The organism is Mucilaginibacter rubeus, assembly GCF_014643835.1.
Lineage (GTDB): Bacteria > Bacteroidota > Bacteroidia > Sphingobacteriales > Sphingobacteriaceae > Mucilaginibacter > Mucilaginibacter rubeus.
Genome location: NZ_BMKD01000001.1, coordinates 137,952 through 160,265, shown reverse-complemented (window position 1 = coordinate 160,265; position 22,314 = coordinate 137,952). Strand labels below are relative to the sequence as shown.

Annotated in this window: 15 protein-coding genes; 3 read left to right on the top strand and 12 right to left on the bottom strand. The window is 44.2% G+C overall.

The window, feature by feature from the left end; all coding sequences use genetic code 11:
- Positions 1 to 5 precede the first annotated feature (5 nt).
- From IEX80_RS00695 to IEX80_RS00655, 9 genes are all read right to left on the bottom strand, one after another.
- Positions 6 to 1,433, bottom strand: coding sequence for a Gfo/Idh/MocA family protein (locus tag IEX80_RS00695; RefSeq protein WP_188831618.1), 1,428 nt, complete (start codon positions 1,431 to 1,433; stop codon positions 6 to 8).
- A 36-nt stretch (positions 1,434 to 1,469) separates the two neighbouring features.
- A complete protein-coding gene (locus tag IEX80_RS00690; protein ID WP_176623859.1) occupies positions 1,470 to 3,149 on the bottom strand; it encodes a GMC oxidoreductase in 1,680 nt (559 codons plus the stop codon).
- Between the two features lie 184 nt (positions 3,150 to 3,333).
- Complete coding sequence (locus IEX80_RS00685; protein WP_090524589.1) at positions 3,334 to 5,052, bottom strand: GMC oxidoreductase; 1,719 nt, start codon at positions 5,050 to 5,052, stop codon at positions 3,334 to 3,336.
- Between the two features lie 3 nt (positions 5,053 to 5,055).
- The gene (locus IEX80_RS00680; RefSeq protein WP_188831617.1) at positions 5,056 to 5,667 is read right to left on the bottom strand and encodes a gluconate 2-dehydrogenase subunit 3 family protein; all 612 of its coding nucleotides are present in this window, start codon (positions 5,665 to 5,667) and stop codon (positions 5,056 to 5,058) included.
- Positions 5,668 to 5,847: 180 nt separating this feature from the next.
- Positions 5,848 to 6,762 carry a TIM barrel protein gene (locus tag IEX80_RS00675; RefSeq protein ID WP_090526169.1) on the bottom strand — a complete coding sequence of 305 codons (915 nt, stop codon included), beginning with the start codon at positions 6,760 to 6,762 and terminating at the stop codon, positions 5,848 to 5,850.
- A 16-nt stretch (positions 6,763 to 6,778) separates the two neighbouring features.
- Complete coding sequence (locus tag IEX80_RS00670) at positions 6,779 to 8,308, bottom strand: TolB family protein (protein ID WP_188831616.1); 1,530 nt, start codon at positions 8,306 to 8,308, stop codon at positions 6,779 to 6,781.
- A gap of 569 nt (positions 8,309 to 8,877) precedes the next feature.
- A complete protein-coding gene (locus tag IEX80_RS00665; RefSeq protein ID WP_188831615.1) occupies positions 8,878 to 9,948 on the bottom strand; it encodes a fatty acid desaturase in 1,071 nt (356 codons plus the stop codon).
- Positions 9,949 to 10,206: 258 nt separating this feature from the next.
- Positions 10,207 to 12,111 carry a tetratricopeptide repeat-containing sensor histidine kinase gene (locus IEX80_RS00660; protein WP_188831614.1) on the bottom strand — a complete coding sequence of 635 codons (1,905 nt, stop codon included), beginning with the start codon at positions 12,109 to 12,111 and terminating at the stop codon, positions 10,207 to 10,209.
- 52 nt (positions 12,112 to 12,163) lie between these two features.
- Positions 12,164 to 12,730: an acyl-CoA thioesterase gene (locus tag IEX80_RS00655; RefSeq protein ID WP_090524579.1), complete on the bottom strand. Its 567-nt coding sequence runs from the start codon at positions 12,728 to 12,730 to the stop codon at positions 12,164 to 12,166.
- A 128-nt stretch (positions 12,731 to 12,858) separates the two neighbouring features.
- On the opposite strand from IEX80_RS00655, the gene IEX80_RS00650 reads away from it, so the two are divergent.
- Both IEX80_RS00650 and IEX80_RS00645 read left to right on the top strand, forming a co-directional pair.
- Entirely contained in the window at positions 12,859 to 15,642 is a 2,784-nt protein-coding gene (locus IEX80_RS00650) for a TonB-dependent receptor (RefSeq protein WP_188831613.1), read from the top strand.
- A gap of 69 nt (positions 15,643 to 15,711) precedes the next feature.
- A complete protein-coding gene (locus IEX80_RS00645) occupies positions 15,712 to 16,431 on the top strand; it encodes a toxin-antitoxin system YwqK family antitoxin (protein ID WP_188831612.1) in 720 nt (239 codons plus the stop codon).
- Between the two features lie 137 nt (positions 16,432 to 16,568).
- On the opposite strand, the gene IEX80_RS00640 is transcribed toward IEX80_RS00645, so the two are convergent.
- The 3 genes from IEX80_RS00640 to IEX80_RS00630 form a co-directional block, all read right to left on the bottom strand.
- Positions 16,569 to 17,072 (bottom strand): FKBP-type peptidyl-prolyl cis-trans isomerase, encoded by a 504-nt coding sequence (locus IEX80_RS00640; protein ID WP_090524571.1) that lies wholly within the window; start codon positions 17,070 to 17,072, stop codon positions 16,569 to 16,571.
- 12 nt (positions 17,073 to 17,084) lie between these two features.
- Complete coding sequence (locus IEX80_RS00635; protein WP_188831611.1) at positions 17,085 to 19,106, bottom strand: thioredoxin domain-containing protein; 2,022 nt, start codon at positions 19,104 to 19,106, stop codon at positions 17,085 to 17,087.
- Positions 19,107 to 19,191: 85 nt separating this feature from the next.
- Positions 19,192 to 20,139: a DUF6438 domain-containing protein gene (locus IEX80_RS00630; RefSeq protein ID WP_188831610.1), complete on the bottom strand. Its 948-nt coding sequence runs from the start codon at positions 20,137 to 20,139 to the stop codon at positions 19,192 to 19,194.
- 199 nt (positions 20,140 to 20,338) lie between these two features.
- Between IEX80_RS00630 and IEX80_RS00625 the strand changes: the two genes are divergently transcribed.
- A complete protein-coding gene (locus IEX80_RS00625; protein WP_188831609.1) occupies positions 20,339 to 22,303 on the top strand; it encodes a M1 family metallopeptidase in 1,965 nt (654 codons plus the stop codon).
- The last annotated feature ends 11 nt before the right edge of the window (positions 22,304 to 22,314 follow it).

The following is a 22,314-nucleotide window of genomic DNA, read 5'->3' as shown; positions in this document are numbered from 1 at the left end:
TTTGTTTACGCTTTTAACACGAAACCTTCGCGGTAATCGCGTTTAATATATTGATTAACAGCATCAAAGTTGGTAACTTTCATAGCCTGGTTATCCCAAACTAATTTTACCCTGCCGCCATTTAGCTCATGACCGCGAACCGCAAGGTTAGCCATCAATAAAGCCTCAGTAAGCGGACCAGCTTTATCAAACGATGAGCTTAGCTCTGTTTTACCGTAACCAGCAATACAGCCTTCAACCCACTGTGCATAGTGGCCGTTAGCGCCGCCAGGTACACGTGCCCATTTCTGCGGAGCTTTAGCGCTTTTGGTAAGCGATTTCGGCAATAATGTCGCTGCATCAGAATAGGTGCTCGCATACATTTTACCTTTTGTACCGATAAACAGTGTACCGTTACCTTCTTCACCGCCAAAATCTTCGCTCGCTAATAATTCAGCAGGCCTTTCTGGTTGGATACCACCGTCCATCCAGTGCAGGGTAACATCGCCTTTAGTTTTTTCAGTTTTAGGGAATGTTAAGGTAATGTGGCTTGATGGAGGGCAGCTTTCAGGGAAATGGCCTTCTTTAAACTCATCTACATAAACACTGCCAACACTGGCCTGTACATCCTTAGCATACTGAATACCCAACACGCGGAAAGGAGCTTCAACCAGGTGACATCCCATATCGCCAAGGGCGCCGGTACCGTAATCCCACCAGCCGCGCCAGTTAAATGGTACCAGTTTATCAACGTAATCTTTTTTAGGTGCTGTTCCTAACCACAGGTCCCAATCCAACTCTTTAGGAATATTTGGTTGTGGCGGTGGCCATGCAATGCCTTGAGGCCAAACAGGGCGGTTTGTCCAGCAGTAAACGGTGTGTACATCGCCAATCAGATCGGCATCATACCATTCCGACATTAAGCGTGTACCGTCATTTGATGAACCCTGGTTACCCATTTGTGTAACCACTTTATATTTTTTGGCAGCCTCTGTCAATAAACGAGCTTCCCAAATATCATGCGTTAGCGGCTTTTGAACATAAACGTGTTTGTTCAGCTGCATAGCATTATAGGTAATAATGGCATGGTTGTGATCGGGTGTTGAAACCGATACCGCGTCAAAATGCTTGTGTTCTTTGTCAAACATTTCGCGCCAGTCTTTATAATACTTTGCCTTAGGAAAATCGCTGCGTGATCTTGCTGCTCTGCGGTCGTCAACATCGCACAAGAAGGCGATCTCGGCTTTGCCGCTTTTGTAAAAATTAGCAATATCGCTTTGCCCTTTACCACCGGCACCTACGCCGGCAATCAATAACTTGTCGCTTGGAGCTATAAAACCTTTACCGCCCAAAACATGGCGCGGAACTATCATAAAACCAGCGGCCGCTATGGCGCTGCTTTTAATAAATTGCCGTCTCGACGGGTTTGGGGTTTTGTCCTTTTCTTCAGTCATAGGTGTTTTTATTAGGTTGTTTTTATGTGATGTTGGTTAAATTTCACCTTTTTTTAGTATCTCAACAGCATGGTTGGCCGCACGTGCGGTTAATGCCATATACGTAAGCGACGGGTTTTGGCATGCAGCCGAAGTCATACATGAGCCATCGGTAACAAATACGTTCTTAGCATCCCAAACCTGGTTCCACTCGTTCAATACTGAAGTTTTCGGATCGCGGCCCATCCTCGCGGTACCCATTTCATGGATGCCACGGCCAAGGAACGGATTAGTACTGGAAGTTTGCACGTCTTTAGCACCCATGGCTTCCAGCATTTCTTTGCCGTCTTTTTCCATATCGATACGCATTTTCAGCTCATTTGCTTTCAATTCGGCATCAATGGCAACAACAGGCAAGCCCCATTTATCTTTTTTGGTTTTGTCGATGGTAACCTTGTTTTCGTGGTAAGGCAATGTTTCACCAAAAGCTCCCATACCTATATGCCATGAACCTGGCTCGGTCAATGCATCCTTAAACGCGCCGCCAATGTTCAGTTCGGCAATGTCACGGCTCCAGCCTTCGCGGCTTGCCGAGCCCTGGTAACCGAAACCGCGGATGTAATCACGCTTTTCGCCGTTAAGGTTACGGTAGCGAGGGATATAGAAACCATTTGCACGGCGACCGAAATAATATTTATCCTCATAACCTTCAATCCTGCCATAAGCGCTAACATTAAGGTGGTGGTCCATCAGGTTGTGGCCAAGCTCACCGCTGCTGCTGCCCAAGCCGCCTTCCCAAACGTCGGTAGCTGAATTCATCAGGATCCAGGCCGAGTTAATGGTTGATGCGTTTACGAATACGATCTTAGCGAAGTATTCATAAGTTTTATTGGTTTCAGCATCCAATACCTCAACGCCTTTGGCTTTTTTGGTATCCTTATCGTACAATATTTTGGTAACGATAGACCATGGGCGAACGGTTAAATTACCGGTAGCCATGGCCGCAGGCAATGTAGCCGATTGTGTGCTGAAATAAGCACCGAACGGACAACCTAACCAGCATTTGTTACGGTACTGGCAGTTGGTACGGTTGTTATGCGGTACAGTGATATTAGCCGTACGACCGATGATCATGTGACGCGCTTCTTTATAAAATTCTTTCAAACGTTTTGAAACGTCTTTTTCAACCACGTTCATTTCCATAGGCGGCATAAAATCGCCATCCGGAAGGATAGGTAAACCATCTTTATTACCGGAGATCCCGGCAAACTGCTCGGCGTAGCTATACCACGGAGCGATGTCTTTGTAGCGGATAGGCCAGTCGACAGCGATGCCATCTTTTAAGTTGGCTTCAAAATCAACATCAGCCCAGCGGTACGATTGGCGTCCCCACATCAGCGAGCGGCCGCCCACGTGGTAACCACGGAACCAGTCAAAACGTTTAATCTCTGTATAAGGACTATCTTTATCACTTGCCCAATAGTCAAGGTTGGTTTCATTTAACGGATAGTCGCGTTTAAGAACCGGGTAATCATCAATCATTTTCTGGGTACGGCCGCCTCTGTGCGGAAATTCCCATGGATCTTTGGTTGCGTTTACGTAATCTTTAATGTGCTCAATATTACGGCCACGCTCAAGCATGATGGTTTTCAAACCCTTTTGTGTTAGTTCCTTGGCAGCCCACCCGCCTGAAATTCCTGAGCCAATGACTATTGCGTCATAAGTGTTTGCAGACATACGAATAATATGATTAGTTAAATTTGTTTAGTACTTGGTTGTGTCGTTAAATGTATGAATAAAATTCATTTTCCAAATATTACATTGTGTTTTTTTTACACGAAGGACCTCACCCCGGCCCTCTCCAAAGGAGAGGGAGCCCCCCTTACGCCGCCCTTTTTAAGTCCTCTCCTTTGGAGAGGATTTAGGAGAGGTTCCCCTTCTTCATCTCGCTCATGGCATAATCGGCGGCCCTTGCCGTAAAGGCCATATAAGTTAGTGACGGATTTTGGCACGAGGTTGATGTCATGCTGGCGCCGTCGGTAACAAATACGTTTTTAACGCTATGCACCTGGTTCCATTTGTTTAATATCGATGTTTTAGGATCATTCCCCATACGGGCACCGCCCATTTCATGAATATCAAGCCCCGGTGCTCGTTTATCGGTACTTGCTTTAATGTTAGTAAAGCCCGCGCTGGTGAACATCTCAGTTAACTGCTCCACATAATCCTTCTTCATCTTCTCGTCGTTATCGTCGTAATCAATGTTCATCTTTAATAACGGCACACCCCAGGCATCTTTTTGCTTGTCATCAAGACTTACAAAATTGCTTTCCTTCGGGATGGTTTCGCCCATCATGTGCGACCCTACACGCCACGGGCCAAGCTCTTTGTTAGCCAGGTTATCTTTCAGACTGCTACCTACGCCGTCCCAACTACGCTGCGGGGATCTGTAAGCGCCAAAGCCTGAAGCATAACCGCGTAAAAAGTCGGTTTCTTGTTTGTACACATTCCTGAACCTTGGGATATACCCCCCGCCGGCAGGGTTACGGCCATCTGTTGTCCATTCTTTAGCGCCATCATACTCGGCTCCAATATGGGCCGAATAATTATGGAAAGCTACATATTTACCCAGCACACCGCTGTCATTGCCCAAACCATTAGGGAAGCGGTGTGATTTAGAATTAAGCAATATCAGGTTGGTATTTAACGCCGCTGCATTGACAAATATTACTTTGGCGTAGTAGTCGATAGCTTCTTTGGTATTGGTATCAATAACCCGCACACCGGTAGCTTTACCCAGCTTATCATCATATATAATAGATTCCACTACCGAAAACGGCCTTAATGTGGCGTGACCAGATTTTAAAGCCCAGGGGATAGTGGTAGCGTTAGCGCTGAAATAGCCACCAAAGGGGCAGCCACGCTCACAGATCGTTCTCCTTTGGCATTGTACCCTGCCCTGATCAAGGTGGATTTGATTAGGGGTTGACAGGTGGGCGCAACGTGCGCTGATCACGTGGCGGTTTTTATATTTGCTTTTTACGTGATCTCTAAAATATTCTTCAACAGTATTTAATGGGAATGCGGGTAGGAACTCACCATCCGGCAATTCGGCAATACCATCACGGTTACCCGAAATGCCGGCGAATTTCTCTACATAACTATACCATGGTGCAATATCTTTGTAACGGATAGGCCAGTCTACCGCGAAACCATCGCGGGCGGGGCCTTCAAAATCAAAATCGCTCCAACGCTGGGTTTGACGTGCCCAAAGCAGGGATTTGCCGCCAACCTGGTATCCGCGGATCCAGTCGAAGGGTTTATCCTGAATATATGGGTGCTCTGCATCTTTAACAAAAAAATGCGCGGCGCTTTCTCCAAAAGCATAACAGCGGTTTACAATAGGATTGGCTTCCTGTACCGCCATCGGCAATTCGCCCCGGTGTTCAAACTCCCAGGGGTACATGTTGGTAGTCGGGTAATCCTTAATGTGCTTAACATCGCGGCCACGCTCCAATATCAGTGTTTTGAGTCCTTTGTCCGCAAACTCTTTAGCAGCCCATCCCCCGCTCATTCCCGAGCCAATTACTATCGCGTCGAAAGTGCGTTCTTTAACGCTGTCGATATTTAAATTAGCCATTACTTATACTGCTTGCTTTTGTTTGTAAGGGAAATGCGCATTGTACCTGCCCGGCACAAGCTCATATACCACCTCTTTAGTCATGAAATATTTTGAATTGGTATAACCGTTTATGGTTTGTCTTTTTACCATGCCGTAAAACTTCTTAAGCTCGGGCGAATATTTGCCGGCAGGAGGCGTGGCCGATGCAGCATCTTTTTTATCACCACTATTCCTGGCCGCCTCGTCTTCCGCCTTGCCCTCCTTTTCTATATCCAGCAAAAATGCTTCGCGGGTTTTAGTATCAAGCTGGTCAAACGTTTTACTATATAATTTTTGAGATTGATCTGCGAAATGGCCCATGCCAGTTACAAATGCCTGCTGATCTTCCTTTTTATAGCAGTCATCCACCATTTTCAACACAAATAAATGCAATAGCAGGTCTTTAGCGCCCGGTGTTGTTGTTTTAGGAATAAAAGTTTCCGAAACATCACCTATCAACTGTTCCTGATCGGCAGTGATATCAATATTTTTGAGTGCAACCTTCGACTTTGCTTTATCCTGCGAACAGGCCGGGAGCAATGCAGCCCCTCCTATTATCAAAGCCAGATTTTTGATGACGGTACGCCGGTCCATTGTTTAAACTAAATTGTTTTAGCGAAGCCCATTTATCTGTCACAAAACTTTTAGTTTACTGAACAGGTAACGAGAAAGGCTTAATATGATTTATAATGTGCTCCCAAACTTAATAATTACAATTCAAAATCAAAGGCTGTAAAAATTAAATCTTCACGGGTGTAAGTTAGTCTTATACTATTAATAGCCCCATTTTTTCATGATTTGTAAATCAATTTTTACACAATCGATTGGGTCTTTGCCCTGGTATGCTTCCTGCTCAATAATGAACAAAGAGGTGCCGCCTTTTTTTGCCCCGGCCTTTACAATATCCCTAACTGGCAGGATCCCGGCACCTAAAATGGTGCTTTCAGTATCATCGCCACCGTGTGGCGGTACTTTAATTTCGTCCTTTACGTGCATGGACTGGAAACGGCCGGGATATTTATTGATAAACTCCAACGCCCTGCCACCGGTAGTGTACATGTTACCGATATCTATTTGCTGGGCCACCAAAGCCGGATCGGTATTTTGGATGATATAATCATAAAGGGTAATATCCCCTACTTTGGTACTGATCTCAAAGTTGTGGTTATGGTAGCCAAACATCATGGATGATTGCTTGCAAAGCTCACCGCATTTGTTAAACTGCTCCATAGTGCGTTTCAGGGCATCGGTATCTGTACGTACCTTTTCATCAAGCCAGGGGCTTATCACAAACTTTTGCCCCATAGTGGCCGCGTCTTCAACAGTATACTTCCAGGCATCGGTAAAATCATTTTTGGCTGCATCCCAGTGCTGAGGTGTCATTACGGTATGGCCGCTTGGCATTTTAAGGTCAAGATCGGCCAGGATCTTTTTAAATTCTTTGGCGGTATAGCCGTAAAATTTTCTGTCGATGTAATTTGCATGCTCCACATGTGCATAACCTGCATCAGCTATCTTTTTAAGCGTTCCCTGCGGATCGGCCTTCATGGCATCGCGTACACTATAAAGCTGCACCCCTACCCGTTTAAGTTTATTATCCGTAGCGGCAAATAAACTATCAGGAAGTAGCGCCGCCCCGGCTACTGCCATTGCGCCGGTTTTTAAAAATGATCTGCGTGATGTATACATGGTTATATGTTTAAGGTTATTTTGCAATAGGAAATACAGGGAACAATAAATCAGAGTTACTTACAAATGCCAGGTGCTTGCTATCCGGCGCCCATGACGGGGTGTTGATAGTACCCTGGCCACCGTATAAATAAGCTACCACTTTTGAAGGGCCTCCGCCTACCGGCATCAGCCTTAAATATACATGCTTATAAAAAGGATGGTCGCCGGGGGATACTTCGCTTTTAAGAAAGGTGATATAAACTATCCATTTACCATCGGGCGAGATATGCGGGAACCAATTGTTATAATCATCATTAGTAAGCTGGGTTTGCTCACTGCCATCGGCTTTCATGCGCCAAACCTGCATCAGGCCGCTGCGCACCGAATTAAAGTAGATGTATTTTCCATCGGGCGAATATTCGGGACCATCATCTAAACCAGGTGTGGTAGTAAGCCTTTCTTCGGGCCCTCCTCCTGCCGGGATGCGGTAAACGTCAAATTCCTTATTGCGCTCGCCACAAAAAACGAGGTATTTATTATCGGGCGACCAGCCATGCATATAACTTGCCCCATGCCCGGTTTGGGTTACCCGTGTAGCCTCGCCACCGGCCGACGAAACTGTGTATCCTATTGATGGGCCACCATCGCCGCTGCTGATAGCCAGCATTTTGCCATCGAAGGAAAGCACATGGTCGTTATTATTATTTTTAGCGATGCCGGTATTGAGTACCGTTGGTGTATGCAATTTAAGATCGAATTTAAAAAGTGAACCTTCGCTGTTATAAATAAGTGATTTGCCATCAAGTGTCCAGTTTGGGGCCTGGAGTGATTTTGGCGACTGATAAACCACTGTCGCGTTCTGACTTTCGAGGTCAAGTAACTCAATGGCGCTGCCTAAGTATTGTTTATAAGGTATCAATGTGGCCGGAGCGGGTGTGACGATACGTGTATTGTTGAATACCGCTTTCTCGGTAACATCAGCATTGTGCGAGCAGATGAAGATGCCTACATAAACATCATCACCCAGGTCAAGACCGGTTACCTCCTCGCTCACAAACAAATCACCTTTTCGTGCTACCGACATGGTATAGGTATTACCTTTGCGTTCCAACTGGATCACATCGGCCGCGGTAATGGATGCCTTCTTTTCTTCGGTGATACCGCTTACCGTTTTACGGTATTGCAACGAGGTTAAGCCATCGCCATGAACAACAGCATTGATATGTTTTGAATTTGAATCAAGCGTGGTGCGAACCATTAGTCCAACCTTGCGATGCGCTTCAACACCTTTACCTATAAATGCGGCGTTGGTGCGCAAAATGAAATCGCCTTTCATTTTCTTCCACACAAAGTGAAAATCATCATGCGTAGCCCAGATATTCTGGCCTGAACCAATAAGCGTATATTGCTGTAATTTAGCGTCATATACACCGCTGCCCTGATGCTTGACCGTACCAACATCGGTTTGACCTTCAAATATTCCTACGCCCTGAGCACTAACGCGAGCAGAAAACAAGGCAATGCAAGCCATGTATAACACAACATTTAATATTTTACAGCGCATTGGTTTGGTGTTTAGTGTACACTATAATCGGTTCACTAAGGTATATAATCAATTCGCTATTAAGATAGTACTATTTTAACAATTCTCCACATTTTTGATATATAGCCAGATTTTTACAAAGTGTATTTTCAACACGGAGTGGAGGTTAAAACAGGACGCCGTTGTTATTGGTATTGTCACATTGCCGTTGTTGGTGTTGTCACCAATAACCACCAGATAGGTTAACGCATCGGATGACATAGAGCGGAGATCACCAGTTGAATTGCACAGCGCATAGTTGTTGGTGACAACACCAACAACGGCAAAAGTTTTTCAATTCCCTCCCCTGGGAGGGGTGTGATGGAAATGTGTAATGGCAGGGAGGGGTTCATCTGCTATTTCCGGTATAGGCACATCGACGAAACCCCTCCCTACACCCTCCCAGGGGAGGGAATCGCACAATCCCACGCCTTTTCTTCTTTCCACAAGATGACGATGACAATACTAACAGCAGCCAAAGCGGCGGCAAACCAAACAAAAAGGCCACAGCACTTATCTTGCTATGGCCTTTTAATGTATTTAATAACAGCTTACTCCGCAGCTACTAATATTTCGGTAACCTGTACAGCTGCAGGTACTGCTACCGGAACAGGTGTACAATATTCCTTCAAAAAATCAGCTTTTGAATCGCGGTATGAGCTTACGGCTCCCAGCATACTCATCATTTTAATATAACACCAAGCCAAATCAAACTGATATGGCTTAAAGCCAGAGCGGGCACTTTTAGGATATAAATGGTGGTTGTTATGCCACTCACCTGCTACATAACCCGGCCACAACTGATTGATTGACATATCCTCGCGGTTATGGTCGATACCTTCACGGCGCATATCTTTTCCTTTTCCATGACCTTCGTAGTTAAATGTACGTACACCAACTGCCCAAATGCCGGCAGAGCCAAATACAGCACAGGCTAATGCCGGTCCGCCTAAAAGGTAGAAAGCTGTAAACCAAAAGCCCCAGTTCAGTATAATACCAATTATGGTTCGGGTTGGATTAGCCAGGGTACCCCATTTTTGATACTGCTTGTAAGTATTTGTATTTACCCCGGTGTGTTTCATCAGGTTAACACATTTTTTGTAAGTGGCTTCGTCCATGTTTCGTGCTATGGGCTGGTGGTTAACATCAGCTAAAAAGCAATACATAAAACCACCTTGTGCATTGTAAGGATCGCCCGGCTGATCAGATAAAGCGTGGTGCACATGGTGCGATACGGCGTAGATCTCTTCAGGGATGATCTTCAATGTAAGGTTCTGGGTAAAAAAACGCCAGAAATTATTTTTAAAACTATAAGCTCCGTGGGTGCAATACCGGTGGTGCCAGATTGTACCATGGGTACCCATAATGATCATTCCATACACAAAGGCAACAATGAGACCTGTGATACTGAAATATTTAAAGATGAACAGCCCCAGGAACGGCACTAAAGCCAGCACCAGCGACCAGCTTAAAAACGAAAGCCAGTTTTTTTTATCCCTGAATACATTTAGCCGTTTAAAAAATTCTTTTACAATTTGTGTGTTAGTAGGTTTTGAGAGGTTGCCAAGTCCATCTGTCCAACCATATGCAGGTGGTTCGAGCACAGTGTTTAAAAATGCCATTAAGTGTTTGGGAGATTAGTTTAAAATTGTCGGAGAATTGTTATAAATTGTCACAATATAGTAAAAAGTACCTACTGCTTATACGTAACAACGGGATAAATAGATTTAAATTACCCAACAAATGATTAAAACTTTTTCAAAATAATTAAATTTCTTTATAAGAAATTATAAAAGTTAATATCAGCTACATATTACTTAATAAGCATTAATCGTATAGCAGACCATTAATTTAAAATAGGAATAATTTTTGAGGAAAGTTTAATCCGTTACCAAGGGAAGACTAAAACTGAAGGTACTGCCCCTGTTCAATTCTGAATTTACCCAAAGCCTGCCGCCGTTAAACTCAATAAGCTCCTTGCATAAAAACAAACCAATGCCGGTGCCTTTCTCGCCGGAAGTACCTGTTGCTGTATATTTCGTATTAAAGCTAAATAACTTACCAAGTTTTTCTGCAGGAATACCGTTGCCGGTATCGTTAACACTAATCACCACCATACCTTCATCAACGGTGCTTAGCAAACTAATAATACCGTAATTGCCCGTAAACTTAATAGCATTACTAACCAGGTTACTTAAAACTACTTTTACATGCCTTTCATCGGCCTGTACACACATCCCGGGTAGAGCCATGTTTTCAAACCTGATATTTTTTTGCTGAAAAAGGTAACTAAAAATCCTCCCGATTTCATTGCCAATTAAATAAATATCGACTGCTGATGCTTCAAGATTAACACCTTTGATTTGGCTGCCCGCCCATTCAAGCAGGTTTGAAAGGGTTAATTCGGCACCCTGTACTACCGGCTCTATTTCCTTCATCAGGTCCTGAACTTCATCATCGCTTAAAACACGGGTGTTGTATAAACGTAATATAGAATTCAGATTAGCAAGCGGTGTACGCAGGTCATGCCCTATTACAGCCAGTAACTTATCTTTAAGATTATTAATATTTGCCAGGTTTGCCGATTGGTCTTCTATCAGTTCTTTTTGAATTAATAAGGCTTTATGCTGCTTGCGCATCCGGTTATTTAAAACCCGCTTTTGTTTATAAAGGTAATAGGTAACCGACAAAGCCAATATTACAACCAGCAATGAAATAAGCAGTGTAATGATTATAACCTTTTGCAAATGAATTTTTTCGCGGTATTGCCCTGCCTTTTCCTCAACCGCGGCAATAGCATTAAGACGGCTGTTGAGCTCAAAATAACTCTGGATGAGCTCGGTGCTTTTACGCTTATTGGCAGCGCTAACGCTATCGAGCGCCTGGGTGTACTTTTTCTGATAAGCTAACGACTGTACCATATCATGCTTTTGCTCAAAGCCGTAGGCCATGGTTTTGTAAGCCGACGAGATGCCATCCATAACACCGATGCTATCGGATAAAGCAGCACCTTTTTTTGCAAGGTTAATGGCTTTGTCAAACTGGTTTAACAAATTGTAAATAACAGCACGTTCAATAAATGAGATAGCCCTTAAACGCCTGTTATTAACAATATAACTCATTTGCAGGGCAGTGTCTGAATAAGAAAGTGCCTGTTGATATTGCCCCTTTAAGCGATAAGCATTAGCCAGCCGGCTATATAATATACATATCGCAGGCCGGTCATTTATCGTACGGCTAAGCTGCATGGCAAGTTTGGCAAGCGCAATGCCTTTATCATATTGTTTAAGCCTGGCGTAAACAAATGAACGCTCGTTATAAACCTCGGCAAGCATTTTAGGATCATGACCGGCAAACCGGGCCGCGATGTCTAAATTTTTTATAGCCTTGCTATAGTTTTGCAAATCTGTATAAGCCCTGCCAACAGAACTATAACAGTGGGCCAATAACAGCGGCTTGTTTTTGGGCAGATAATTTAAAGCCGAATTAAAATAAAACAAACTGATAGGATAGTATGACTGCGACCAGTACACATGCCCTAAATTTAAAAAAGCGGCGCCAGTACCTTCATTATATTTTATTTTTTCCGAAAGCAGCAAGGCATGCTCAGCTCTTACCCTTGCCTCGTAGGGGGCACCAACATAGGTTTCCTCAACCAATTTGTTAAGGCTGTCGATGGTTTTGATTAGTGACGGCGATTTTTCCGGCTCAATTCCGCTTGTTTTTTGCGCATAAACAGTACTATGCATTAATAACAGCAATAATAAACCAAGGGGCCTTGTCATTCGCTAACAGTTTCAGACTGCAATCTAACAATAAACTTAATATAGGCAATAGCTATCCGGCAACAATGCACCGCTCGCCCTGCAGCAGTTCAATACAATTCTCGTAGTTATCGGGCATTTGAATTTGTTCAACCTCTTTCATATAACTCTGCTTAATCTCTTTACGGCGGCGGGCTTCAATAAAACGCCTTACCTGTTCCCGGTTTTCCAAAACCAGGCCGGGCACTTTGGCCGGCTTGTTAAAATCATCTTTAGCTACCATAGTAAAATAGCTGGTGTTGGTATGTTTTACCGAATGGTTTTTGATATTTTCAGATATCACCCGAATCCCTACCACCAGCGAAGTATTGCCTACATAGTTTACCGATGCCATAAGCGATACCAGTTCCCCTACTTCCACGGGCTGCAAAAAATCCACAGTGTCGATAGATGCTGTTACACAATAATTACCGGCGTGTTTGGCGGCACATACATAGGCTACTTTGTCCATGAGCGAAAGCAAGATCCCTCCATGGATCTTTCCGCCAAAATTGGAATACGAAGGGATCATCAGTTCGGTAATGGTGGCCTGCGAAAATGCCACGCTTTTATAGCCGTCTATATCGGGTAAGGGGTTCATAATATATGGTAATATAGTATAAGGTTAAGCACTAAAATACAATATATGCAACATTAGTATTACATAGGGTTAAATAGTTAAACCTTCGTTAAACTTTAATGGTCAATAACCTAAATTGACCCTAAACTATGAAAAAACACTTACTGCTCGCGTTTATCGGTATTCTTTTTTTATCAACTGCCTATGCCCAGCAAGCCCGCGAAGTGCGTGGTACGGTAGTTGACAGCGTGGGCGCCGTACCCGGAATTACGGTAAAACTGATATCCGACAAAGACAGCGTAGTGGTAGCAACCAGCACTGCCGGGGCATTTTATTTCCCCGCCGTTGCCTCCAAAAACTTTAAGCTTACCATCAGCGGTATCGGTTACCAGCCCTTTACCCGCCGTTACGTAATGGATAATGATACCAAACCCATTAACCTCGACCCCATCAAAGTAAAGGTACAAACCAATATGCTAAATACGGTAGTTGTTTCGGCAGTGATCCCTATCACGATTAAGGAGGATACCGTAGAATATAAGGCCAGCGCCTATAAGGTACGGGAAGGATCGCCGGTGGAAGACTTACTTAAAAAACTGCCCGGCGTAAGTGTTGATAAAGACGGCAATGTAACCGCGCATGGCAAACAGGTTACCAAGGTGCGGGTTAATGGTAAGGATTATTTTACCGGCGATGTACAAACCGCCACCCAGAACCTGCCTGCCGATATTGTGGAAAACATACAAGTGATTGACGATTACGGCGACCAGGCCAATCTTACCGGCATCAAAACCGGCGACCCAGACAAGATCCTGAACATCACCATACAAAAGGGAAAAAGCAAAGGTAATTTTGGCCAGGGCAGCGTTGGCGTTGGTAATGATGACCGGTACCAGGCCCGTCTTTCGGCCAATTCATTTTATGATGCAAGGCAGCTGGCGGTTATCGGCACCTGGAATAACAATAACACCAATAGCTTCAACCTTGGCAGCAGCGGTGGCGGCGGAGGCCGGGCAGGGCGCGGGGGTGGCGGCAGCAGCGCAGGCGGGGTGAGTACGGCCAACGGTATTACTACCAACCGCTCCATAGGCACCAATTACCGCGATGACTGGGGCAAAAAAGTAACGGTTTATGGCAGCTATAGTTTTGCCGATAAAGACAGGGATATCAACAGTACAACCCTGCAGCAAAATCTTTATCAATCGGGTAATATCATTAATATGGATAACAGCACTAACCATAACCATGGTATCAATCACCGTTTTGATTTCAATATCGAGTACAAAATAGATACATCCAACTATATCAAAATAAACCCGGGCTTTTCATACGCTACGGCTGAAAACATGAGTACCGATACCTTCAGCAATACCCGTAACCAAAGTTTAGTTACCGGCAATGAGCTGGCCCTCACCAATAACTCATCACAAACAGGCAGCCTTAATGTACTTTATAACCACAAGTTCCATAAAAAAGGACGGAATTTCAGCGTCAATGCCAATGTAAGCTATTCTAAAAACGATCAGGACCTGAACGATAAATACACCACCCGGCAGGATACTGTGGTAACGCCATTGTTTCAGCAGATCAACTCTGATAATCAATCGCAAAGGGTAAGCCTGCATTTTTCATATATCGAACCAATTGGCAAAACAACTTACCTGGAAAGCAATTACAGTTATAATTATTCGAACACTGATAATAACCGCTACAACTACCGGGTTGATCCTGCAACAGGCAATCAAACCTACGTTGATTCATTGAGTACTTTGTATAACTACCAGTTCATCACCAATCGTATCGGTTTAAACCTTCGCGGGATACAACCTAAATATAATTATACGCTGGGCCTGGCTGTTCAGCCTTCAAAGCTCGAGGGGGAATCGCATAATTTTCATACCTCCACATCTACCTTTAATATTATCCCTACGGCGAGGTTTATCTATAACTTTTCAAAAAACCACTCGTTTTCACTTAATTACAGTGGCTCCAATGCCCAGCCTTCATTTAGTCAGCTGCAGCTTCAGCCCGATTATTCAAACCCTCAAAACAGGGTTTATGGCAACCCTGACCTGAAACCCGAATTCACGAACAGCTTTAATGTGCGTTATAACCAGTTTGATATTGCCAGCGGCAATTCACTGTTCGCCAGTTTATCATTTGCCGAAACCCAGGATAAAATAGTTACCAATTCGGCCCCTGTTACCGATAGCACCCAAAGCACAAAAGGCAACAATACCATACAGGCAACCCGCTATATTAACACCAACGGTTTTTATAATGTAAACGGCAACTATTCCTTTTCAAAACCATTTGCCGAACGCAAGTACACTGTATCCTTAAACGGCGGCGCAAGCTACAACAACAACATTTCATATATTGAAAATCAGCGCAATGAGGGAAAAAACTGGGTGCTTAACCAGGGTGTTAAACTTAGGGTTGATCTTGACAGCATTATGGATAGCGAGATCAGCGCCAATTACAGCATTAACACCACCCGTTACAGCCTGCCATCCTCATTAAATACCGATGCCCAAACCTGGACATTAGGGCTCGACGGCCGCAATTACTTTTTTTACAGTTGGGTGCTCGGTTACAGCTTAACTCAAACCATCAATCACGGTTTCAGCAGTACCGTGAAAGCGAACCCTACCCTGCTGAGCAGCTACCTGGAATACCAGTTTTTAAACAAACATATAGCCTCGCTTAGGTTCCAGGCTTTTGATATTTTTGACCAGAACAAAGGCATAACCCGTACAGCAGTAGGTAACCAGATCATTGATACGCGCACCAACCGGCTGGGCAGGTATTTTATGTTAAGCTTTACGCTCCGGCTTCAAAAATTTACCGGCAGCCGTCCGCAGGGCGGGCGTAACGGCGGCGGCAAGGGCTTTGGTGGCTTTGGCGGCGGTCGTCGTGGTGGCAGAGGATAATTTGTATCCCGCTTTTTTTGGAGATACGTGAGCCGCTGTTATATATTTACAACAATCTATATTCCTGCATTGAGAAAGCTTATTTTAACCTTTATATCGATAATATTTATCGGCAGCACATTTGCGCAAACCAAGGATGCTGCCGCTGCAAAAACTGCCCCGGAAACCGTTGTTGTAAAACGTCGCCTCACCGATTCGGTAGTTGAACGGTTTAACGTGCTTAAAACGAACAGAGGCATAAGGCAGGGGCTATACCAGGCCCTTTATCAAAAAAACTATGCCCTGGCCAGCGGTTACTATGATAATGATAAACGGACGGGCGTTTGGCACTTTTTCGACAACCGCGGACACCTGGTACAAAATTTCGACTACAGGACCAACCAGATCACCTATGAAGCACCTGAAGACAGTACTTCAAACCTGCAGTATTTTGTTGATGTAAAACTTAATGATTCGGCCAGAACAACCAAACCACTTAAAGTAGGCGGCAGATTTTTTGGATACCTCCCCTATCTGAACCTCTTTAAGCTTCCGCCCGATTTAATGAACCTTAATCCAAATGTATCGTTTGGTGCAGTGGAGTTGTTGATTAGTCCGCTGGGGAGGCTTGCATCATTCAAGGTACATGTATACAGCGGTTCGTACAAAAAAACCTTTAATATGAGCATTGACGTACCCGACCCTGCCGATAAAATCTTTGTACCGGCTACTGTAAACGGCGAAGCAGTTGGTTGCCGTGTGCTTATTAAGTGCGCATTCAGAAACGACGGGGGGCTGGAATTCTATTAAGCAGGCAAGCCCCCTCTAAATCTCCGCCGGAAGGGGAAACTTTAATAGCAACAAAATAAAAAAGGTTCATTTTGCATTATCCAAAATGAACCTTTTTATTTAAAGCCCTCTCCCTTTAGGGGAGGGTTGGGTGGGGCTTAGTGAGCGTGATGACCATCGGGGCCGTGCGCGTGGCCGTGCGATAACTCTTCGGCTGTTGCAGGGCGTACGTTAAGGATATTACCTTTAAAGTGCAGTTCCTGACCGGCCATCGGGTGGTTAAGATCAACAATAACGGCATCTTCGGCAATTGAAACTACCATAGCCTGGAAACGGTGGCCCTGGTTATCCTGTAAAGGCAAAATGCTGCCAATTTCAGGCAGTTCAGTACCCTGGAACATTTCTTTAGGCAGGTTAGCTACTGCTTCTTCATCATATACGCCATAGGCATCTTCGGGAGATAAGCGAAACTCGTAGGTATCACCTGTTGAAAGTGTGCTCAGGTTATCCTCAAATTTAGGCAGCATCTGTCCTGCACCAAATAAAAAGGTAAGCGGCTGTTCCTGGGTGGTACTTTCTACCAAAGTTTCGGTACCGGTGTTTTCACGGTCTACGTACAAATCGTAGGTTAATGATACTACGTGTTGTGGTGCAATCTTCATTGTAAATTGTTTTTAGTTGTAAAATCTGGCTTCTACCTCATTAAGGGCATCTGCCGGGTTATTAGCAGGTAATCCGCAGGTTTTATCTTTACAAATGAAAATTTGCGTTGATGCACCAAACTTATCCTGCAGCAAAGGTAAACTTCCTGTATTACCGCCCAACATAATTTTATTGGGGATGTAATTATTTTCCATTTCCTTTCTGAAAGTTTCCGCTCCGGCTCCCGTTATCGCAATTTCGTTTATTCCAAACACCTCATCCAGCAAAAGCATCACCCAGTTTGAATAGGCCGAACCATATTTTGCCAGCTGCGGCATTACATTACGTAATAACTGTGCCGAAACCTCAATGTAACTTTCGTTATCAAAAAGCAAGCCTAACTTTTTAAGCACCCGTGCCATAACCGAATTAGAGGCAGGGATCACCCCATCCATAATTTCAGATTTGCGGGCAATCAGCTGCTCATCATCGTCGGCCGTAAAAAAGAAAATACCCCTTGCTTCATCATAATAGTGGGCTATGGCTGTATCGGCAAGGCTTTTGGCCTGCTGCAGCCAATGCTCATTGAAGGTAACTTCATACAAAGCAATAAGTCCATCAATGATATTGGCATAATCATCCAAAAAAGCAACAGGCTTATCCTGCGACGATGTGACACCATAAACCCGTGATAGCCTGCCATTTTGACCAAGCAGGTTATTTAAAATAAACCCGGCATTGTTCAGTGCAAGTTCAAGGTATTCCGGCTTATTAAACGTACGGTAAGCATCGGTCAGTCCTTTTAACATAAGGCCATTCCACGATGCCAGGATCTTGTTATCCAATCCCGGCCGTACGCGTACACTGCGTGCTTCAAAAACTTTTTGACGGGATGCAGCTATTTTGGCAAGCAATTCATGAACAGGCAGCCCTAATTTTGCGGCCAGATCTTCATCGCTGTCCTTCCGGAACAATACGTTCGATTCCTCCTCTTCCCAGTTGCCATCCTCCGTAATATTGTAGTAGATACTGAACAAACCGGCATCATCGCCTAAAATCTCTTCAATCTCATTTTTGGTAAAAATATAGAACTTGCCTTCCTTTCCTTCACTATCCGCGTCAAGCGCCGAATAAAACCCATACTCAGGTGACATCAGCTCGCGGGTGCTGAAAGTGATGATCTCGTCAACTACCTGTTTGTACAATTCATCCGGGTGCCAGGTGTAAGCTTCGGCATACAGGCTAATAAGCTGGGCGTTATCATACAGCATTTTTTCAAAATGCGGTACATGCCAGTGCCCATCAACCGAATAGCGGGCAAATCCACCGCCAACATGGTCGTAAATTCCCCCGAAAGCCATTTTATGCAAAGTAAGTTTCACTTGCGCCGCTACTTCATCATCTTTCATTAAATAGCCATAGCGCATTAAAGCCTGCCAGTTATTTGGCATCGGGAATTTGGGCGCGTTGCCGGTGCCACCCTCCTGCTTATCAAAATATCGTTTCCAGTTGCTTACGATGGCTTGCAGATCGTCCCGCGTATGTTCTGCCTGTGCCACTACAAATTCTATCGACTCATATTTTTGAATGCCCTCGGTAAGGCGAACGGCATAGTCTTCGGCTTCTTCGGGCTTTTGTTTGTAGAAATCGGCCAGATTAAAGAGCAGCGAAGTCCAATCATTTTTACGGAAATAGGTACCACCGTAAATAGGCCTTTGATCGGGCAGGCAGATACAGTTTAACGGCCATCCGCCCCTGCCGCTCATGAGTTGTACGGCGCTCATATAAATCTGGTCAACATCGGGGCGTTCTTCCCTATCAACCTTAATACAAACAAAATATTCGTTCATTACGGCGGCTACAGCTTCATCTTCAAAGCTTTCGTGCTCCATAACATGGCACCAATGGCAGGCCGAGTAGCCGATGCTTACCAGGATAAGCTTATTTTCGGCTTTGGCTTTATCAAGGGCTTCTTTGCCCCAGGGGTACCAGTTTACCGGGTTATTGGCATGTTGTAATAAATAGGGCGATGTGGAATTGGCCAGGCGATTCATATAGCTGTGTGTTTGCTGCAAAAATGCAGATATAATTGCACCTGTAAGTTAAATGGAATTTATTTAGAAAAGTTTTAGGACAATACTACTTTCGGGCTAACTTCCACGTCAACGAATTCTTTAAATCAAGTAATGTAAGATACAGACGGGTTAATCCAAATGAGCCGATCATGCCATAGTCTTTTATTCTCTTTTTGGTTCCATCGGCAAATTCTACTATTAAATTGGCCTCTGCGTCGTCAGTCCACAAAACGCTGTAGCTTGTTTTCATTTTTTTGATATTAATATAATTTATCAGCGCTTTTATATTGTTCAATTTATTTAGCGGCACATCACTAACGTAGGTATTGTGGCTGCTATCAATTGCCAGATTCATTTCCAACGTATCGCGAAACATTCTTCTCAAGCCCGGACTATAAAATATTTTTCCCTGATTGGTAACCCTAATTGAATCAGTAACTTTTATAGAGATCGATTTGATGTTATAATCAAGTGGCTTGCGGTTATATTCAACAAAACCACCAAATAAATAAATTAGCGTATCAGTTTGCTCTGTTTCGTTCAATTCAAGCTGTTGGTTAATCATCCTAAACCTTTTAGAATAATAAGCGATCATTTGTATACCGTCTACCGTTATAGGCTTAACTAATTGGCAATAACTACCCCGGTTATTAGACAATTCAAGACATTTAAGTCCACCTTTCCCTTTATCAATTACAGCAAATATGAATAACAACCTGTTGTTGTCTTTTACGGTAACTATCAAATCGGTGAGTTTATCATGATTGAAATCAACTTTTTCCCAGGACTTTACCTTCCAATTTATAGCAACATCATTACAGTCCAGTCTTTTGAGCAACATATCTGAAGGCACTACTTCTATTGCGTCACTACTGCCAAAAGCCTTCATATTTATGAGCAAATCAAAAACATCTTTGTCTGTTTTCAACTTGTCAATCGTATTGGCTTTTACAACTGCAGTTTCGATAACGAAGAACAATAGAAATGAGAAACACTTAAAAAGGTGGGGCATAATGTTAGGTATAGATAAAGATACTTTTATTAAATTAAAGACAAGTCAACAATTATAATTTCCTTATTGAAGCAACAACCCCAAAACACTCCGCCCCCAATAAGTCAAAATCACTTATCTCCAACCCTTTCAGTCCTAAAAATTATCAAACTCACAAATTATTTCCCTTTATTTGCCCCCTTGTTATCAAAAATTTAAGATGAACTGTTTAAAACTGAATTATTTATTATGCGCCGTGGCGCTGATGCCGTTAACGCGACCGGCATCGGCCCAAACTACCGACACCACAAAATACAATCACCAGGACCTTTTTGGCCCAATTACCTGGCCCGTTACCAGTGGCGGTACACGCTCGGCTGCAGGCAAGCCCTCACCAAATTACTGGCAAAACCGCGCTGATTACCAAATCAAAGCTGCTCTTAATGAAGGCAAGGATACTACCATAACCGGCGAAGTAACCATTACCTACACCAATAACAGCCCTGATAAGTTGGATTATCTGTGGCTGCAACTGGATCAAAACCTGTTTAAACCAGATTCGCGCGGAGCGGCGGTAACGCCATACACCGGCGACAGGTTTGACGTTCGTGGATTTAGTCGCGGTGGTTATCATATCGCTTCTGTTGAGATTACCTATAAAGGCGAAACCTACAAGGTTGATCCTATCATTACGGATGCACGGATGCAGTTACGCCTTAATGCCCCAATGGATGGCAAAGGCGAAAAAATAGAGATCAAGGTTAATTATGATTTTGCAATCCCCTTTTATGGCGCCGACCGTATGGGCCGTAAAAAGTTTAAACAGGGCTATGTTTACGAAATTGCCCAATGGTACCCACGCATGTGCGTTTATGACGATGTAGAAGGCTGGAACACCCTGCCCTACATGGGACTGGGCGAGTTCTATTGCGAATACGGCGATTTTGACTATTATATCACTGCTCCCGCCAACAAAATAGTAGTTGGCTCGGGCGATTTGCAAAACCCTGAAGATGTACTTACTCCAGCACAACAAAAAAGGCTGGCAGAAGCCCGCAACAGCGATAAAACGGTAACCGTCATCAGTGCAGGTGAAGTTGGCAAAGGCTCGACCCGGCCGTTTAAAGGTACGCTTACCTGGCATTTTAAAATGCAGAATACCCGCGATATTGCCTGGGGCGCTTCTGACGCTTTTATCTGGGACGCGGCAAGGGTTAATTTCCCATCGGGCCGCAAGGGTATTGCCATGTCGGCCTACCCGGTTGAAAGTTCGGGCAATGACGGCTGGGGCCGCTCAACCGAATACCTGAAAAACAGCATGGAGATCTATTCAAACTTATACTTTGAATATCCCTGGAATTCGGCAGTTAACGTATCGGGCGTGGCATTAGGCATGGAATATCCGGGCGCTATCTTTTGCCTCAGCAACCTGAAAAAAGGACAGCTTTGGGGTGATGTTACCCATGAGATAGGCCATAACTGGTTCCCGATGATTGTAGGCTCAAACGAGCGCAAATACATGTGGCAAGACGAAGGTTTTAACACCTTTATTAATGAGTACGCTACCGAACAATTTAATAAAGGCGAATATGTTGAGAAAAGTGGTTCGGCGCAAAATGTACTAGCCGGCTACCGCAACAGCAAAGACCCGCTCATGACCGCTCCTGAAGCCATTGGTCTCAATGATTACGGTCAGTATTATACCAAAACCGCGTTAGGTTTGGATATATTGCGCAACGTAGTGCTTGGCCCCGAGCGCTTTGACTATGCTTTCCGCGAGTATGTTAAGAACTGGGCGTTTAAGCACCCGCTTCCTTACGATCTTTTCAGGGCTATGAATGATGCCAGCGGCGAGGACCTGAACTGGTTCTGGAAATCATGGTTCTTCACCACCTGGAAGCTTGACCAGGCCATTAGTTCGGTAAGCTATATCAAAGGTAACCCGGCCGAAGGTGCGCTGATCACACTTACCAATAATGAAAAAATGGCTATGCCTGTTGATCTTAAAATTGTTCAGGCTAACGGCAAAATCGAAACTATTCACCTGCCGGTAAATATCTGGCAGCGCGACGGCGTTTGGAAATTTAAATACCCCTCAACATCGGCTATTAAAAGCATGGAAATAGACCCTGATCGTCAACTACCTGACGTTGACCTGAAAAACAACGTTTACAGGGGAGAGTGATTTTGATTTGG

Bases quoted from the DNA above. Each gene is read 5' to 3' on its own strand.
- IEX80_RS00695 (WP_188831618.1), bottom strand. From the start codon at position 1,433: ATGACTGAAGAAAAGGACAAAACCCCAAACCCGTCGAGACGGCAATTT.
- IEX80_RS00625 (WP_188831609.1), top strand. From the start codon at position 20,339: ATGAACTGTTTAAAACTGAATTATTTATTATGCGCCGTGGCGCTGATG.
- IEX80_RS00655 (WP_090524579.1), bottom strand. From the start codon at position 12,730: ATGAACCCCTTACCCGATATAGACGGCTATAAAAGCGTGGCATTTTCG.
- IEX80_RS00675 (WP_090526169.1), bottom strand. From the start codon at position 6,762: ATGTATACATCACGCAGATCATTTTTAAAAACCGGCGCAATGGCAGTA.
- IEX80_RS00670 (WP_188831616.1), bottom strand. From the start codon at position 8,308: ATGCGCTGTAAAATATTAAATGTTGTGTTATACATGGCTTGCATTGCC.
- IEX80_RS00640 (WP_090524571.1), bottom strand. From the start codon at position 17,072: ATGAAGATTGCACCACAACACGTAGTATCATTAACCTACGATTTGTAC.
- IEX80_RS00630 (WP_188831610.1), bottom strand. From the start codon at position 20,139: ATGCCCCACCTTTTTAAGTGTTTCTCATTTCTATTGTTCTTCGTTATC.
- IEX80_RS00650 (WP_188831613.1), top strand. From the start codon at position 12,859: ATGAAAAAACACTTACTGCTCGCGTTTATCGGTATTCTTTTTTTATCA.
- IEX80_RS00665 (WP_188831615.1), bottom strand. From the start codon at position 9,948: ATGGCATTTTTAAACACTGTGCTCGAACCACCTGCATATGGTTGGACA.
- IEX80_RS00685 (WP_090524589.1), bottom strand. From the start codon at position 5,052: ATGGCTAATTTAAATATCGACAGCGTTAAAGAACGCACTTTCGACGCG.
- IEX80_RS00660 (WP_188831614.1), bottom strand. From the start codon at position 12,111: ATGACAAGGCCCCTTGGTTTATTATTGCTGTTATTAATGCATAGTACT.
- IEX80_RS00680 (WP_188831617.1), bottom strand. From the start codon at position 5,667: ATGGACCGGCGTACCGTCATCAAAAATCTGGCTTTGATAATAGGAGGG.
- IEX80_RS00635 (WP_188831611.1), bottom strand. From the start codon at position 19,106: ATGAATCGCCTGGCCAATTCCACATCGCCCTATTTATTACAACATGCC.
- IEX80_RS00690 (WP_176623859.1), bottom strand. From the start codon at position 3,149: ATGTCTGCAAACACTTATGACGCAATAGTCATTGGCTCAGGAATTTCA.